General features: G+C 40.8%; 14 protein-coding genes and 1 pseudogene. 12 read left to right on the plus strand and 3 right to left on the minus strand.

From position 1 onward, the window contains the following. The 12 genes from Aru01_RS08755 to Aru01_RS08810 all read left to right on the plus strand — a co-directional run bounded on the left by Aru01_RS08755 (nucleotide 1) and on the right by Aru01_RS08810 (nucleotide 11,312). A complete protein-coding gene (locus Aru01_RS08755; protein WP_016657172.1) occupies nucleotides 1-834 on the plus strand; it encodes an HTD2 family dehydratase in 834 nt (277 codons plus the stop codon). 61 nt (nucleotides 835-895) lie between these two features. Further along, entirely contained in the window at nucleotides 896-2,044 is a 1,149-nt protein-coding gene (locus tag Aru01_RS08760; RefSeq protein WP_016657173.1) for a CaiB/BaiF CoA transferase family protein, read from the plus strand. Nucleotides 2,045-2,150: 106 nt separating this feature from the next. Beyond that, the gene (locus tag Aru01_RS08765; RefSeq protein WP_016657174.1) at nucleotides 2,151-3,044 is read left to right on the plus strand and encodes a LysR family transcriptional regulator; all 894 of its coding nucleotides are present in this window, start codon (nucleotides 2,151-2,153) and stop codon (nucleotides 3,042-3,044) included. 138 nt (nucleotides 3,045-3,182) lie between these two features. Further along, nucleotides 3,183-3,857 carry a 3-oxoacid CoA-transferase subunit A gene (locus Aru01_RS08770; protein WP_016657175.1) on the plus strand — a complete coding sequence of 225 codons (675 nt, stop codon included), beginning with the start codon at nucleotides 3,183-3,185 and terminating at the stop codon, nucleotides 3,855-3,857. A 2-nt stretch (nucleotides 3,858-3,859) separates the two neighbouring features. Continuing rightward, on the plus strand, nucleotides 3,860-4,516 hold the full coding sequence (locus Aru01_RS08775) for a 3-oxoacid CoA-transferase subunit B (protein WP_016657176.1): 657 nt from the start codon (nucleotides 3,860-3,862) through the stop codon (nucleotides 4,514-4,516). Between the two features lie 37 nt (nucleotides 4,517-4,553). Next, nucleotides 4,554-5,825: an MFS transporter gene (locus tag Aru01_RS08780; RefSeq protein WP_016657177.1), complete on the plus strand. Its 1,272-nt coding sequence runs from the start codon at nucleotides 4,554-4,556 to the stop codon at nucleotides 5,823-5,825. Further along, on the plus strand, nucleotides 5,822-6,145 hold the full coding sequence (gene mmlI / locus Aru01_RS08785) for a 4-carboxymethyl-4-methylbutenolide mutase MmlI (RefSeq protein ID WP_016657178.1): 324 nt from the start codon (nucleotides 5,822-5,824) through the stop codon (nucleotides 6,143-6,145). Before Aru01_RS08780 ends, mmlI begins: the two co-directional genes overlap by 4 nt. 59 nt (nucleotides 6,146-6,204) lie before the next feature. Then, a complete protein-coding gene (gene catC / locus Aru01_RS08790; protein WP_016657179.1) occupies nucleotides 6,205-6,483 on the plus strand; it encodes a muconolactone Delta-isomerase in 279 nt (92 codons plus the stop codon). A 29-nt stretch (nucleotides 6,484-6,512) separates the two neighbouring features. Then, nucleotides 6,513-7,775, plus strand: coding sequence for an acetyl-CoA hydrolase/transferase family protein (locus Aru01_RS08795; RefSeq protein WP_016657180.1), 1,263 nt, complete (start codon nucleotides 6,513-6,515; stop codon nucleotides 7,773-7,775). A gap of 12 nt (nucleotides 7,776-7,787) precedes the next feature. Further along, complete coding sequence (locus Aru01_RS08800) at nucleotides 7,788-8,981, plus strand: acetyl-CoA C-acetyltransferase (RefSeq protein ID WP_016657181.1); 1,194 nt, start codon at nucleotides 7,788-7,790, stop codon at nucleotides 8,979-8,981. Nucleotides 8,982-9,009: 28 nt separating this feature from the next. Further along, a complete protein-coding gene (locus Aru01_RS08805; RefSeq protein ID WP_016657182.1) occupies nucleotides 9,010-9,912 on the plus strand; it encodes an MBL fold metallo-hydrolase in 903 nt (300 codons plus the stop codon). A 56-nt stretch (nucleotides 9,913-9,968) separates the two neighbouring features. Continuing rightward, nucleotides 9,969-11,312, plus strand: coding sequence for an OprD family outer membrane porin (locus tag Aru01_RS08810; protein WP_016657183.1), 1,344 nt, complete (start codon nucleotides 9,969-9,971; stop codon nucleotides 11,310-11,312). An 86-nt stretch (nucleotides 11,313-11,398) separates the two neighbouring features. Here Aru01_RS08810 and Aru01_RS08815 read toward each other — a convergent pair whose 3' ends face one another. The 3 genes and pseudogenes from Aru01_RS08815 to Aru01_RS08825 all read right to left on the minus strand — a co-directional run. Then, complete coding sequence (locus Aru01_RS08815; protein WP_016657184.1) at nucleotides 11,399-12,724, minus strand: McrC family protein; 1,326 nt, start codon at nucleotides 12,722-12,724, stop codon at nucleotides 11,399-11,401. Further along, nucleotides 12,717-14,687 carry an McrB family protein gene (locus Aru01_RS18645; RefSeq protein WP_016657185.1) on the minus strand — a complete coding sequence of 657 codons (1,971 nt, stop codon included), beginning with the start codon at nucleotides 14,685-14,687 and terminating at the stop codon, nucleotides 12,717-12,719. The genes Aru01_RS08815 and Aru01_RS18645 overlap by 8 nt, the downstream gene beginning before the upstream one ends. 239 nt (nucleotides 14,688-14,926) lie before the next feature. Next, nucleotides 14,927-16,321, minus strand: a pseudogene (locus Aru01_RS08825) (type I restriction-modification system subunit M); the annotation flags it as partial. Nucleotides 16,322-16,582: the final 261 nt, after the last annotated feature.

Here is a 16,582-nt window from a genome sequence, read left to right on the forward strand (position 1 = left end):
ATGCAGAACTTCGTCGAATGGATTGGCAATAAACAGATTAATCAAGATCGTTGTGAGCAACGTGCGATTCAGATGTTACAAGCTTTGTTTAATCACAAAGAGCAAGCGATCAATGAACTACCACATTTATTTCATTGGATGAACTTCCCGCATGTCGTTAACCAAGCCGATTTAGGTGCCGATGGTCATCCGAAAAAAGGGGGCTTCTTACCCCCAATCCCCTTTCCCAAACGAATGTGGGCAGGTGGTCGCTTACAGTTCTTACAACCGATCTATGCAGGCCAAGACTTGCGTCGAGTTTCTGAAATCGCTGATGTACAGTTTAAACAAGGTCAAAACAGTGACCTGTACTTTGTCACTGTTGACCACTTTATTTATGCCAATGATCAGTTGGTGATTAAAGAGCAGCAAGACATTGTCTATAAATCAATAGAACGCACAAACTCTCAAACCAAGATTGCCCCTGCTGCAGCGAAAACAGTGCGTAACTACAGCTTTAAACAGCAGCATCAAGTCGATAGTACCGCTTTATTTCGTTATTCAGCACTGACCTTTAATGGTCATAAGATTCATTATGATCGTCCTTATGCTGTGCAAGTTGAAGGTTATCCTGGTCTCGTGGTGCATGGTCCCCTGCTTGCCACTTTATTGATGCAAACTCTGCAAGCAAATTATCCCAATAAGATCGTGAAAAGTTTTGATTTTCGTGCCATACAACCTGTATTTGACTTCAATGAATTCTATATCTGTGGTGATGTACAGGCAGATACTGCGGAATTATGGATCGAACATATCGATGGGCAAATTGCCATGAAGGCCAAGGTCAGCTTTTAAGATCACAAGCGTTTATCACAGATAGCCTGAAACAGCGGCTTGCAACAATAGGATTAAGCAAATGAAGGCACTCGAAGGCATTACGGTTATTGCTTTGGAACATGCGATTGCCGCGCCGTTTTGTACTCGACAATTGGCAGACCTGGGTGCACGCGTGATTAAAATCGAACGACCTGAAGGGGGTGATTTTGCACGTGACTATGATCAACGCGTACATGGTATGTCTTCACACTTTGTTTGGGCCAACCGCTCCAAACAAAGTCTTACGCTTGACTTAAAGGACCCGACCAAGCGACCAATATTACTCAGCCTGCTCAGCAAAGCCGATGTTTTCATTCAAAACTTAGCACCCGGTGCGAGTCAGCGGCTAGGCTTGTCCTTTGAACAATTGCACGCACAATTTCCCCAACTGATCGTCTGTGATATTTCAGGCTATGGAGATGATTTGGCCCGACCTGGCCCTTATCGTGATAAAAAAGCCTATGACTTACTGATCCAAAGTGAGTCAGGCTTTTTATCCGTCACGGGTACAGCAGAGCAAAGTGTCAAAGCGGGATGTTCGATTGCTGATATTTCTGCTGGTATGTATGCCTATAGCAATATTTTGGCAGCTTTACTGGAAAGAGGCCGCACTGGTTTGGGCAAACGCATTGATATTTCTATGTTGGAATGTATGACTGAATGGATGGGCTTCCCACTGTATTACAGTCTAGAGCAACAGTCTCAACCTGAGAGAACTGGTGCTGCACATGCCACGATTTTCCCCTATGGCTCATTTGCGACAGGTGATCAACAACAAGTACTCTTTGCAGTTCAAAATGAAGGTGAATGGCAAAGGTTTTGTGACATTGTCTTAGCACAACCCGAAATTGGGCAGGCAGAACAATTTAATAGTCATTCTAAGCGTTTAGTACAACGTATCGAACTGACAAAGCATATTGAACAGGTCTTTTCCACACTAACACGCCAAGACATTATCAATCGGCTCGACCAAGCACAGATCGCCAATGCCAATGTCAATACGCTGCTAGATGTCTGGAATCACCCACAGCTCAAAGCACGACAACGCTGGACCGAAGTCGATACACCTGTCGGACCTGTACCCACCTTAAAACCTGTAGGTCTAAGCCATGCAGAAGATTATCAGATTGAAAAAATCCCTGCCTTGGGTGAGCACACAACACAAATCCTCAAAGAACTCGGGTTTTAAAGCACCATTGTGATGTGATGATGCACACAAGTTATTGCTTTTAGACATGTGAATAGGCTATTAATATTTCATCAAATGCTGCTAGATCAAGGGATGAAATACGACGATGAACTTTGATCTGAATGACTTTCGCCTGATCTTAAATATCGCTGAAACACACAATCTCACCCGTGCCGCTGAACGTTGTTTTATTTCGACCCCGGCAGCCAGCAATCGGATTAGAAATTTAGAATTACAACTTGGACTCAAAATATTAGAGCGTTCATCTCAAGGGGTCACCCTCACTGAAATAGGGCAAATTTATTTAAAATATGCCAAAAACATTTACCACAATTTGGAATGTTTAAAGGGTGAACTTGCAGAGTTTAATCAGTTGATTCAAGGTAAGCTCAGCATCGCAGCCAATACCACCGCAATTACTGAATATATCCCCAAAGCTTTATCAGAATATTTAATTACTCATCCGCATGTTGATGTCAATTTAAAAGAAATGACCAGCGAAGAAATTATTCAGATGGTGCAAGATCAACGTGTTGATCTTGGCATTATTTCAGGTGAGATCAACACCCATCATCTACAAACTCGCTCACTGATCTCATCACAGTTGATTTTAATTGCACCCAAAATGCATCCAATTTTAGACATTGAGCATTTAACCTTAAGCGATATCATCCAATATTCACTGGTCAGTCTGCATGAAGGTAGTGCAATTCAGCAGTTCCTTTATAAACTAGCCCAGCAACTCGATAAAAAAATTAATATCCGAGTGCAAGTATCAAGCTATGACTCAATCTGTCAAATGGTGGCTGCTGGTGCAGGTATTTCGATCATTCCTCTCGCGGCATTTCAACGTTTACAGCATATTCACCCGCAACTAGCGCATAAAGACATCTATGAAAAATGGGCACAGCGTAGCTTTCAGATCTGTAGTACAGACTTTGAGGATCTTAGCCAATTTGCCAAAGATTTTATCCTGTGCTTACAAGCGCATATTCATTAAATTTTATCTTAAAACCATTTGAGTAGCACGTTAACCTGAGGTTAATGAGGCTTTCAAATTCTAAAATTGTGCAAAACACTAAACTGTGTGAATTTAGCAACAGTGAAGATAAAAATGTGAATATTACAGGGTAGTAAAATGATCAACAAAATTTTCAACTCAGCCCAAGATTTAGTCCAAGACATTCGCGATGGTGCCGTGATTGCTGTCGGTGGTTTTGGTGGTTCAGGTATGCCCAATCAATTGATTGATGCCTTAATTGCGCAAGGCGCCAAAGATCTCACCATCGTCAGCAACAATGCAGGCAATGGCGATCATGGATTAGCTGCACTACTCAAAGCCAAACGGGTAAAAAAGCTGATTTGCTCTTTTCCGAGACAAAAAGATGCCTATGTATTTGAAGAGCTTTATCGTAATAAACAAATTGAATTGGAAGTGGTTGCACAAGGCACCTTAGCTGAACGACTGCGTGCAGCCGGCACAGGTATCGGTGGATTCTACACACGAACCGCCTACGGCACTTTGTTGGCAGAAGGCAAAGAATGTAAAACCATCGATGGTAAAAACTATATTTTTGAACAGGCGCTGGCTGTCGACTATAGCTTGATCACAGCCAAAATGGGTGATCGTTGGGGTAACTTAATTTACAACAAAACAGCGCGAAACTTCGCACCAGTCATGGCGATGGCTGCTGCAAAAACCTTAGTCGTGGTCGATCAAATCTGTGAACTTGGTGAGTTAGATCCTGAAGTGATTATTACTCCAGGGATTTTTGTCGATCGCCTGACTTTAAAAACTGCCGTGGGAGCTTAAGCATGAATATTCAACAAAAATATGATCTTGCCCAACGCATTGCTCAAGATATTCCAGAAGGGTCATATGTCAATTTAGGTATTGGATTGCCTACTCTCGTTGCGGATTATTTTGGTAATAAAGAAGTCATTTTACACAGTGAAAATGGTGTACTTGGTCAATGGATACAAGCAGAAGCAGGACGAGAAGATTGGGATCTGATCAATGCTGGCAAAGAAGCGATCCAACTTAAACAAGGTGGTGCTTTTTTCCACCATGCAGACTCCTTTGGCATGATGCGTGGTGGTCATTTGGATTATTGCATCTTAGGCGCTTTTCAGATCTCAGCTCAAGGTGATTTAGCTAACTGGCACACAGGACAAGTAGATGCTATTCCAGCTGTTGGCGGTGCTATGGATTTAGCATCAGGAGCACGCAATGTCTACGTCATGATGGAGCATTTAACGAAACAAGGCCAAAGTAAAATCTTGCCAAAATGTAGTTATCCACTGACAGGACTGCAATGTGTGGATCGAGTTTATACCGAGATCGCTACCTTCGAGTTTAAAGACAATAAAGTTTATGTGATTGATATTGTTGCACCACACACGGCGGATGAGGTGCAGAACATGACCGATGTTGCTTTGGATTTTAGTAGGGTGCTGGCTAAAGTTTTTTAAAGATAAAAGAAATGTCGATTTTACAAAGGAGATGTAAATGAGCATGTTTGATTGGTACAAGGAATCGGATTCCAACCAGAAAAAAACATTTTGGGCATGTTATGCAGGATGGGCTTTAGACTCCTACGACATGCAAATCTTTAGCTTTTTGTTGCCCGTCATTATGGCCACATGGGCACTGACCCAAACCCAAGTCGGCCTAATTGGCACTGTTGCTTTAGTTGTTACCGCAATTGGAGGTTGGATCGCTGGGATTCTTGCTGACCGTTATGGTCGAGTAAAAATTTTAATGTTCACCATTCTTTGGTTTACCTTCTTTGGCGTACTGGCTGGGTTTGCACAGAACTATGAACAGCTCTTAGTTGCAAGAACCTTACAAGGCCTAGGCTTTGGTGGTGAATGGGCCGTAGGTGCAGCACTGATGGCAGAAGCCGTTAAAGCCAAACATAAAAACAAAGCGGTTGGCTTCGTACAATCTGGCATGTCTTTGGGTTGGGCCGCCTCAGTGATTGTCGCAACAGGCATTATTAGCTTACTCCCACCAGAATGGTCTTGGCGTGTGATTTTATGGACTGGTGTGATTCCTGCATTTATCGTGATTTTTATCCGACGTAATGTTAAAGAATCAGCTCAGTTCGTCCATGATGTTGCCAAGAATGATGCTGTCGTAGAGAAAGCCAATTTTTCGACCATTTTTAAAGCGAAATACTTACGTTCGACCGTATTAGCCAGCTTACTTGTGGTGGGACTACAGGCAGCATGCTATGCGATTTTAATCTGGATTCCGACGCTCATGAATGAACGTGGCTTAAGTCCAAGTTCTAAAATTGTCACCATCTTAATTATGGCAGTCGGTGCATTTTCAGGCTTTATGTTTACCTCTTATCTGGCTGATAAAATTGGTCGTAAACAAACCTTGATTGCCATGTCGATTTTAAGTTGGGTAGTCACTGTGGTGTATATGCTGATCGCAATGAATCAGTACATTACCCTCGCACTGGGGTTCTTTGTCGGTTTCTCATCGATCGGTATGTTTGCTGCACTTGGACCATTTTTAAGTGATTTATTTCCAACACATATTCGCACTACGGGTATGGGCTTTTCCTACAATGTCGGCAAATCACTAGGTGCACTTTCTGTTGTTGGGGTCGGCATCCTTGCAGACAAACTCGGCTTAGCTACATCAATCGGTCTATTCTGCTTGATTGCCTATGCCCTTTCGACCATTTCTATCGTACTGATCAAAGTACCTAAAGAACAAACTACTTCGCTATTTACTGAATTAGCAAAACCAGAGGCCTCAACATGATTCGTATCCTTTATTTACTGCAAAAACCGACTGAAATGAGTCAAGCCCAGTTTGAACAAGAATGCTTAGTACACTATCAAATGTCGCACGATGTGCCCGGGCTGTATAAATACGAAGTGCGTTTAATCGCAGCAGAACCAAGCGATGTACATGTTGGATTCTTCGATGTCCCAGGTGTAGATGCGATTGGTGAGTGCTGGTTTGAAAACGAAGCTCAAATGCAAGTCTATCTGGATTCAGATATTCGTAAAAACTGGTTTGAACACGGCAAAAGCTTTATTGGCAAGTTAAAACCATTTATTACCCGTGATGTAGGCTAAGTCATTGTTTATAAAACTCTTCACGCTACAACTTTTTATTATTGATCAGGATGACCCTTATGCTTTTTTGCGTAGAAATGACCGTAAATATCCCCTTAGACAGCGACCCTGTAAAAATGGATGAGATTAAACGTGCAGAGAAACAGCGCGCGATCGAATTGCAGCATGCAGGCAAATGGCCACACCTATGGCGTGTCACTGGGCAATACTCCAATATCAGCATTTTTGATGTGGAATCGAATGACGAGTTACATAGCTTACTGACCAGTTTACCGTTATTTCCTTATATGACGATGAAGGTGACTGCACTTTCTCAGCATCCCTCTTCTATTCATTGATTTTGCCCTCTTAAAGATTAAGGATCATCATGAAAACAATAGATGATATTTCAAAGGTGGATCTATCGGACTATATACAATCTGGTGATTGCGTGGTTTGGGGGCAAGCACAGGCTGAACCACGATCCTTAACGACAAAACTCATGCAACAACGTCAGCAAATCGGCAAGTTCAAGGTATTTTTAGGCATTAGCCAATCTCCCACCTGTTTAGCCGAATTTGCCGATGATATTGAATACTTGAGTTATTGTGGCGCTGGATACAATCGCGCTTTGGCCCAACACAAAGTCTTGGATATTTTACCCGTCCATTATTCACAACTCCCGCAGCTCATTGCAGCGAAACAATTGCAGATCGATGTGGTGCTGATTCAAGTTTCTGTGGCCAATGCACAAGGCCAGTACAGCTATAGTTTGGCACAGGATTATCTTAAAGTTGCGATACAACATGCACGTGTGGTGATTGCTGAAGTTAATCCTCATGCGCCGTGGGTCTATGCCGATCACTATCTCACCTCCGATGATTTTGATCTCATAGTTTTAACTGAACGTCACATTGGAGATGCTGCAACAACTACACCCTCAAGCATTTCAGTGAAAATCGCCCAACATGTTGCGGCTTGTATTCCCAATCATGCAACTTTGCAACTGGGTATTGGCAGCATTCCAGAAGCCATTTTGGCAGCACTCGAACATCATCAACATTTGGGTGTTCACTCTGGGATGATCAGTGATGGCGTGATGGATTTAATGCAAAAAGGCATTATTGACAATCAAAAAAAATCCATCGATATCGGTCAAAGTATCACAGGATTAATCGCGGGTTCTGCGGCACTACACCACTATGTAGATCACAATCCTGCAATCCAACTACGTCCAACCGAATATACCCATGATGCGAAAACCTTAGCACAGCTTAAGCAATTTATTGCCATCAACTCAGCCATTGAGGTAGACCTCACGGGGCAAGTCAATGCCGAAGTTGCCAATGGTCACTATATCGGTGCGGTTGGTGGTGCTCTTGATTTTATTCGTGCCGCGAACCAATCTGCTGGCGGCGTATCGATCATTGCCCTCCCATCAAAAGGCAAAGGTTTTAGCCGTATTGTCAGTCAGTTACAAGGACCAGTCTCTACTCCGCGTAGTGATGCAGGTTTAATCGTCACCGAATATGGGGTTGCCGATTTACGCGGTCTCAGCATCCGTCAACGTGTAGAAAAAATGATTGCTATTGCAGACCCAGTACAGCAAGCACAACTTGAACAACAAGCCATGGATTTGGCCTTGATTTAAAGGAAGTCAGAGATGAAACATGCTTATATCGTTAGCCCACTACGTACCCCAATTGGCAAATTTGGTGGTGCACTGGCCTCCTTAACTGCAGTCGATTTATCGGTATCAATCATTCAAGCGATCTTGGCGAAAACCCAGATTGAAGGCAGCAGTTTAGATGAAGTAATCATTGCCCAATCCTATGCCTCAAGCGAAGCACCATGTATCGGTCGTTATGCGGCCTTGGCTGCTGGGCTACCTGTAGAGGTTGCAGGCTATAGTTTGGATCGTCGTTGTGGCTCTGGACTACAGGCCTTGATCAATGCGGCGATGACCATCCAAACGGGTAATGCCGAAGCGATCATGGTATTGGGCGTAGAAAGCATGAGTAATATTGAATATTATTCCACCAATATGCGTTGGGGCAGTCGCGCAGGCAATGTCACTTTCTATGATCGTTTAGAACGAGGCCGTGAAAGATCGCAGCCTGTCGAACGTTTTGGTGTGATTTCAGGAATGCCTGAAACCGCAGATAATCTGGCAAAAGACTACAATATTAACCGCGAACAATGTGATGCTTTTGCTGTCGAAAGCCACCACAAAGCACAACATGCTTGGGATAGTGGTAAATTTCAACAAGAAGTAATTGCGCTTGAAGTGCAACGCAAAAAGCAGATCAACATTGTCGATCGTGATGAAGGCATTCGTGCAGAAAGCAGCATCGAGAGTTTAAGCAAACTCAAAACCCTACGCCCCAATGGCGTGACCACAGCAGGAAATTCTAGCCAACAAAATGATGCTGCAGCAGGCTGTTTGGTAGTTAGTGCGGACTATCTGAAAAAACATCATCTACAGCCTATTGCCAAACTAATTGGCTGGAGTGTTGCTGGCTGTGACCCGAGTCGTATGGGCATTGCTCCAGTACCTGCAATCGAAAAACTGCTGCAAAAAACACAGCTACAATTACAAGATATCGACCTCATTGAGATTAACGAAGCTTTTGCTGCACAAACCTTGGCGGTACTGCAACAGCTCAATATTACCGATCGAAACAAGGTCAATGTCAATGGTTCTGGAATCTCTTTGGGTCACCCAATTGGTGCAACGGGGATGCGTATCATGACCTCATTGGTCCATGAGATGCAGCGTCGTCAAGCACGTTATGGTTTAGAAACCATGTGCATCGGCGGTGGACAAGGACTTGTTGCTCTATTTGAACGTGTTTAAGTATTAAAAAATTGTTAAGGAGTGACACATGATTGAATCAAGAATGATTGGTCAAATTAAAGTAACCCGCATCCATGAATATGCTGCACCGAGCCATGATCCTAAATTTTTATTTCCAACAGCGGATCAAAGTTTATTCGAGGCCAATAAAGATTTACTCGCGCCGCATCACTGGATTCCAGAGATGAATAAACTGATCGTTAGTATTCAGTTTTGGGTGGTTCATGCGGGCAATCATATTATCGTGATTGATACAGGTGTCGGCAACTTAAAACCCCGCCCAGAAATTCCACGGATGCATATGCTCAATAATATGATCACGGAATGGATGACAGCAGCAGGTGCCCCACCTGAGAAAGTCACCCATGTGGTGATTACCCATTTACATTCAGATCATGTCGGTTGGAATACCATTTGGAAAGATAATCGTTGGACACCAACATTCCCCAATGCTCAATATTATTTACCGAAGGAAGATTTTGATTTTTGCCATGAGGGTAAAAACAAAGAGGCTGGTGTGATTGATGTATTTGGTGATTCATTCTTTGACAGCGTCATGCCAGTGTATAACGAAGGTTTGGTGCAATTTATCCAAGCTCATACTGAAATCGCAGACTGTTTATTTGTAGAACCTGCACCTGGCCATAGCCCAGGCCAAGTGACTTTTCGAGTGCGCTCGCAAGGTGAAGAAGCAATTTTCTGTGGTGATGTCTTTCATAGCCCCTTACAAATCGTACATCCAGAAATTAATTCAGGCTATTGCATCTGGCCTGAGATTGCCCGACAAACTCGCTTGGAATGTTTAGAACGTGCTGTTAGCCGTGAGGCACTGTTATTACCTGTACATTTTGGTGACCCCTACTGTGGTTATATCCGTAAGCAAGGTCAGGGATTTATTTTCGAAGCTTCGGATTGTTGGGATCGCGTTTAAACAGCATTGCTCATGATGAACACGCTGTAACTCATCGACTAAAAGGATTTTTTACAATGACAATATCAGTAAATTCTAATTTACTGGTTATGGGTACGCTTTGCCTATTCATAACCCATTTAAACCCTGCTCAAGCAGATTTAATTGAGGACACCAAGTTTGATGTCTTAGCGAAAAACTATTATTTCAACCGAGATTTTCGTAAGGGTGAATATAACTCGTCTGGACAAAATGCCCAGCTACCCATCTCAGAGCGCAAAGGCTATCGTGAAGAATGGGCTCAAGGTTTTCTCTTTAATATGGACTCAGGCTGGACCGATACCCCTGTTCAATTTGGATTAAATGCCTATACTCATGTCGCAATCAAACTCGATAGTGATGGTTATCGTACTGGAACCAATAACTTGGAAGTTGATGCTTCAGGTAAACCCAAAAGTATCACTGCTGAAGTAGGTGCTGCCCTTAAGGCCAAATACAAAAACACCGAAATGCTGCTCGGTAATCAGTTCCCGAATAACCCCATTGTTGGCACCAATTATTCACGGCTACTGCCTTCGATGTCTACAGGGATTTCAATTAAAGATAAAAGCTTTGACCATCTCCATTTAGACTTTGGCTATTTTACTCAGATGAGTCCAGTAGACTCGACAGGCCGCCTCAACTACTTTAACACCGATTATAACAATGGCATCCGAGGTGATTACGTCACCTACCTAGGCGGCACATATAAAAAAGACCGTATTGAAGCATCCGCGTATATTTCAGAGCTCGATAATGTCTGGATGCAGTATTATCTGGGTGGTAAATATAAACATCCGATTAATGATCATTCCAGCCTGCAACTACAAACAAGTAACTACTTAAACCGTGATACGGGTAAAGCCACAGGTGGCAATATTGATACAGGTATCGTCTCCTTTATGGGTACTTATCAATATGCCAACCATAATTTTAGTATGGCCTACCAACAAGTACTCGGTGATGAACCTTTTGACTGGATTGGCTTTCATAATAATGGCGGTATTTCCAATACCCCAAACACAGTACAGTTCTCTACCTTTACTGAAGCCAAAGAAAAATCGGTGCAATTTAAATATGAAGTCGACTTTGCCCCGTATGGTTTAGATGGCCTCTCCTTTATGACACGTTATCTCTATGGTTGGGACATGGATAATACAGGCAGTGATAATCCGTTCTACACCAAACGTCATATTTATGACCAAAGCATTGATAATAAACATTGGGAAAGAGATATTGAATTACGCTATCTGGTTAAACAAGGTTTTGCCAAAGACCTCAATATTAAACTCCGCCAAGCCACACATCGCTCAACCACTGGCTATCGTTATGGCAATATTGATGAAGTCCGCCTAATACTCGAATATCCGTTTTCATTTTGATTTAGCTTAGGCTATTTATTTTTAAAGTTTGTCATTGCACCGTTATGCGGTGCAATGACAAACAGATTAATAATCCGAACTCGTTATTACAATTCAATGACTGATGATATTGGGGTTGGATAATCTTTAAACATCTCATTTAAGGTATCAGCAGGATTATCTAAATTAAATGGTGCGACTTTTAATTTCGCTTTTGAACTTTCTAGATTAAAGTCAAAACATACATCTTGATTAAACTTTTGCGCTCGATAAGGATAAATTAATATTACATCACTTTGATGTTGCAAGTAAAAATGACTATAAGCAAACATTTGTTGTATATCGCCATCTTTAAGTCCAAAACGCCCTGCTCGATCACTTTGATCCAACAATTTCCATTTCGTATCCAATACGATTTTTTTTCGAATTTCCTTATGTTCGATATAAAGATCAGGACGCAATCTAAACATTGGCTGTTGGTCATATAAACAAATATGTTGACTCGAAACCTGCGTTCTTACATGCCAATCTTTCAGTTCACGGCCTAAGTGGTAAGCGACATAATGTTCAAATAATCGCTCCATTGGGAATAATAAACTCATTCCTCGCCAATCACCCTGTGTCGATACTGGCATATATTGCCCCAAAATCAGTTCTGTCCAAGGCTTTATTTCCTCATACAAAGCCAGCAGACGCCCAGATTGCCAAAGCTTAAAATCCTGTACGATATTTAAACTTTTCGGGATTTCACCTGTCATTAAGCGAAGTTCTTGTGCCAATCTCCAATTCGCCGAGGTTTTAGTCTTTTTACAGACGATTTCTAATGCCGTTTTAATCAATCGATTTTCAGGGCGATTCAGCTCATAGACATCTTGTTCAATTGGAAAAATATGTTTTTTAGTAGGCGGCTGACGCATATATTTGACATGCTGCAGCTGCCCTCTTAAATACTTTTGCTCTTCTTGAACTCGGTTATAGTCAAAACGCAATCCTCTTTGCAGCAAAGTTTCAAATGCCGCTAAGAACTGGCTGATAATCCATTCATGCAAAGGTTGTTTAAAGCGATTTAAACTGGCAGCTCCCGCTTCACGATAAGGCAGATGCAAAGATACACTGAGCATTTTCTGCAAAAGCTGACGCTCCTGCTGAATAATCTCCTGTTTATCATCACCCTGGATGTCTACATGCTTAGGTAATATCTCAATCCGTGTTCCACAGGGTGTCTCAATGACTCCTACATATTGGTCAAGTTTGAGTTTCTTACGACCAGCTAACTCAAAAACTTTTGCACCCTGTTTAGAAAAAGATGCAGAAAGCTCGCAGAGATGATCAAAGGCCGATAGCGAAACATAGATATGATTTGGCTCATCTTGTACACAGCCTGCATATTCAACACCAATAAAACCATATTCACGTACTGTAAAATCAGGCACTGGTATTGACCTTATCCTGAGGACCTAAAATTTCTTTAAAATTAGCAATATTTTTAAATGCATCCTCATTTAACTTCCAAACTTTTTTCTGCTCAAAGTACTCATGATCAAAATCATTGGTTTTTGGAAAAAGATTGGACATCTTAATATCATTATTCTCAATGATCATTTCATTATTGAACAAAACCAAGTTAATTTTCGCCCAATCATCAAAGAAATATTCTTGTAGCTGCGGAATAATCTTTTGCTTAAATATTTGTGCAAGCTCATCTAATTTAGAGTCACTCTTTAAAGACATGAAGTTAGCATGGCCAATACAATGATCGCGATCGAGTAATACCTCAATACGCTGATTCATGACCTTCAATAACTTCTCCACTTGCAGCCCCTCAATAGTAATATGATTGAGTAATTCTGGTTTTGGTGGCATTTCAATAAAGGTAAAACGGCGACGCAGAGCAATATCTAAACCCGTTAAAGAACGGTCAGATGAGTTCATGGTTCCTATGATGTATAGATTTTGAGGGACTGAAAACTCTTCTTTTGAATAAGGCAAAGTGACAGATAATTCCTCAGCGGCATCCTTGCGTTTAGAATCCTCAATTAAAGTAATTAACTCCCCGAAAATACGAGAAATATTTCCTCGGTTAATTTCATCGATGATTAAAATATAAGGTTTTATTTCACGTCCTGTTGATTCGTATTTAACTTTTGACTGTAATGCCTGTGCAATCGCCCATTCATAACTTTTGTGGTCAACAATAATGTCTGATTGATCCTTTAAATAATTTCGAATATGTCTGATAGATAACGTAATGCAACTACCAGTCGAAGTTGAAGCAAATAAAGTACCAGCAACATTACTTGTTACTCTAATCTCAGCACCACGCTTCGTTGAAAACGTTAACTCTCCTGCCTTAGCCTGAGCAATTAAATCTTCAATTAAAAAATTTATACTGTCTTCTTGGGGTACCTGTTCTTTATTCTTTCTTGAAACTGCTTCCACCTCAGCATCTTCACATATTTCTTTAAATACCCCAGGTTCGACCTGATACTTTAAATTACCTTGTTTATCAGTTTCAGCTCGGATCCCTTCAACAAAATCCTCATAACTAAAACTTTGATGGAATGTGACAAACTTAATTCGGCCTTGGTCCTTATATTTATTAAACGCTTTTTTAAGCTCTGTTCGATCTTCATTTTCTAAAACATCTAGAGGCTTATTTTCAATAATAGATAAGGCGTGATTAATCGCATTATAAGTTTTACCAGTACCAGCAGCACCAAATAAAATGCGGTTGAGTGAATGTTCTTTATTAATCATATCTTGTTCTTCCATATCAACTGATTGTTGATCATTCTGTATTTCACTATCCTCATACCAATCACAAAACCGCTCTAATTCCTCTAGCTTAGATATAAGTATAGAAAAGGCTTGATTCCCTTGTTGCAACGTCTTTGCATGTGTTGTGAGGTGATGATGCCTTGTTTCATTTACAGAATATTCTTTCTTTACGGTCAAGTTCAGTTCTGCAGGTGGTTTTTCATCACAAATAATCACTGGAGTTTTAGATTTAGGATCTAAAGCTAACTCCCGCCCTTGAAGGGTTTTAAATGCAACAATATGTACAGTGTCCAAATATGTCTCTGGATATCTATTTTTTAAATAATCAACAGCACTCTTCGCATTAAATCTAGTTGCTACCTTTTCAGCAAAAAGATGCCACAAAAAAATATTCAAATAAAATAAGTCAGTTGTACCTGCTTCCAATTTTTCTCGAAATAATTCACGTACTTTACCAACTATATATATATTCTGTTGATACCAATTTTGCTTTCTAACCACTTCAGGAAATTCAATAATCTTTTGATCTTCTAAATAACGCACTAATTCTTTAAATTTCCATCCATCTACAACAGTTGATACCTCTAAAGTACATGAAGCACATGCCCGATTAAACAATAAAGGTCGATTGGTACTGCCAAATTGTTTTAATAATTTTTTTCCGTATTGATGTAGTGAATTATAGTTTTCAACACTCGGATCTAAAATTAAGTCTTGTACAATATTTAAAAAATCTTGTTCCTGAATAAGTCTCTTAAAAACCTCATTTGCAAGATTTGATTGACCTCGGTTTTAGCAACTTCACTCTTAGGCGTAGCCGCTTGACGACCACGATTAGACTTCACATCTGCGGGTTTATCGAGTTCACGTGCATCGGTGATTTCAAAATTACCATAACTACGAGTAATCATGGCAATATCATCTTCGCTCATTTCATTACGCTTAGAGCCCAGAGACTTACGCATTTTACTATACAGATTGCTACCATCAATCAGCTGTACTTTGCCTTTACGTTCAGCATTCTTCTTGTTGCTGAGTACCCAAACATAAGTCGCAATACCCGTGTTATAGAACATATCGGTTGGTAGGGCGATAATCGCTTCCAACAAATCAGCTTCTAGAATATAACGACGAATTTCACTTTCACCACTGCCTGCACTGCCAGTAAACAATGGTGAACCATTTAAAATAATACCAATGCGACTCCCTTGCCCCGTACTATCTTTATCACGCATCTTGCTGATTAAATGCATCAAAAATAGTAAAGATCCATCGGATACACGTGGTAAACCTGCACCAAAGCGACCATCAAAGCCTTTTTGCTCATGCTCGTCTTTGATTTCTTGCTCGATCTTTTTCCAATCGACCCCAAACGGTGGATTCGACAACATATAGTCGAACTGCTCATAGGCTAACTGATCATTCGATAATGTATTACCTAATTTAATATTGGCAACCGTCTGACCTTTAATCAACATATCTGCTTTACAGATGGCGTATGACTCAGGGTTTAACTCCTGACAATAAACAACAATAGATGCATCAGGATTGTGCTCGTGTACATATTCAGTTCCTGATGATAAAAACCCGCCTGTACCTGCAGTTGGATCATAAATGGTACGAATCACACCCTCTTTGGTTAACGCTTCACCGTCCTCACCAAAGACCAGACCTGTTGTTAAACGGACAATATCCCGTGGGGTAAAATGCTCCCCTGCTGTTTCATTTGATCCTTCAGCAAAACGTCGAATCAACTCTTCAAAGACCAAGCCCATTTCATGGTTTGAAATATTAGCTGGACTCAAATCAATTTTAGGGTCAACAAAATATTGCACCACTTTATAAAGTAGATTGGCATCATCCAATAACCCGACAAACTCATCAAACTTAAAGTGCTCAAAGATTTCACGCGCATCTTTAGAAAAGTTTTGAACATAATTTGTTAAATTTTCACAAATATTCTTTTGACCTAGGCTGGCTAAATCAAGCGCTGAGGTATTAAAAAAAGCCACACCATTAGTAGCTCTTAACAACATTTTTTCTTTTGCTTCTTCTGGTAGAGTTGAAGTTTTAACTTTTTCATATGCAGCCAATACATCCGCCTTACTTGGCGCTAATACGCACTCCAAACGGCGTAACAACGTAAAAGGTAAAATCACACGCCCATACTGAGATTGTTTAAAATCACCACGTAATAAATCCGCCACTGACCAAATAAAGGCTGCTACTTGAGAAAAGTTGTTGTTTGTCATGCTAGAAAATATCCAATTCTTGAAAAAGCTTTCACTTTTTTCTAATAGCTAGGATTGTGCCTAACTTAACGTGATATTTCTAGTAAACACTGAGTAATTCAAATTAAATGATTTTTAAAGGAACGATGTAAATAGCCTTTAGATAAATTAAAATAATCAGTGATTAACCTCACCGAATAAACCAAATATTTTTAACCACAATCCACACCCTGTGTATAAAAAATGACTTATCCACATTTTTTAGGATTTCTGCGTATATCT

The organism is Acinetobacter rudis, from assembly GCF_000829675.1.
Lineage (GTDB): Bacteria > Pseudomonadota > Gammaproteobacteria > Pseudomonadales > Moraxellaceae > Acinetobacter > Acinetobacter rudis.

Coding starts and splice junctions, on each gene's coding strand:
- Aru01_RS08755 (WP_016657172.1), top strand. CDS start 1: ATGCAGAACTTCGTCGAATGGATTGGCAATAAACAGATTAATCAAGAT.
- Aru01_RS08760 (WP_016657173.1), top strand. CDS start 896: ATGAAGGCACTCGAAGGCATTACGGTTATTGCTTTGGAACATGCGATT.
- Aru01_RS08765 (WP_016657174.1), top strand. CDS start 2,151: ATGAACTTTGATCTGAATGACTTTCGCCTGATCTTAAATATCGCTGAA.
- Aru01_RS08770 (WP_016657175.1), top strand. CDS start 3,183: ATGATCAACAAAATTTTCAACTCAGCCCAAGATTTAGTCCAAGACATT.
- Aru01_RS08775 (WP_016657176.1), top strand. CDS start 3,860: ATGAATATTCAACAAAAATATGATCTTGCCCAACGCATTGCTCAAGAT.
- Aru01_RS08780 (WP_016657177.1), top strand. CDS start 4,554: ATGAGCATGTTTGATTGGTACAAGGAATCGGATTCCAACCAGAAAAAA.
- mmlI (WP_016657178.1), top strand. CDS start 5,822: ATGATTCGTATCCTTTATTTACTGCAAAAACCGACTGAAATGAGTCAA.
- catC (WP_016657179.1), top strand. CDS start 6,205: ATGCTTTTTTGCGTAGAAATGACCGTAAATATCCCCTTAGACAGCGAC.
- Aru01_RS08795 (WP_016657180.1), top strand. CDS start 6,513: ATGAAAACAATAGATGATATTTCAAAGGTGGATCTATCGGACTATATA.
- Aru01_RS08800 (WP_016657181.1), top strand. CDS start 7,788: ATGAAACATGCTTATATCGTTAGCCCACTACGTACCCCAATTGGCAAA.
- Aru01_RS08805 (WP_016657182.1), top strand. CDS start 9,010: ATGATTGAATCAAGAATGATTGGTCAAATTAAAGTAACCCGCATCCAT.
- Aru01_RS08810 (WP_016657183.1), top strand. CDS start 9,969: ATGACAATATCAGTAAATTCTAATTTACTGGTTATGGGTACGCTTTGC.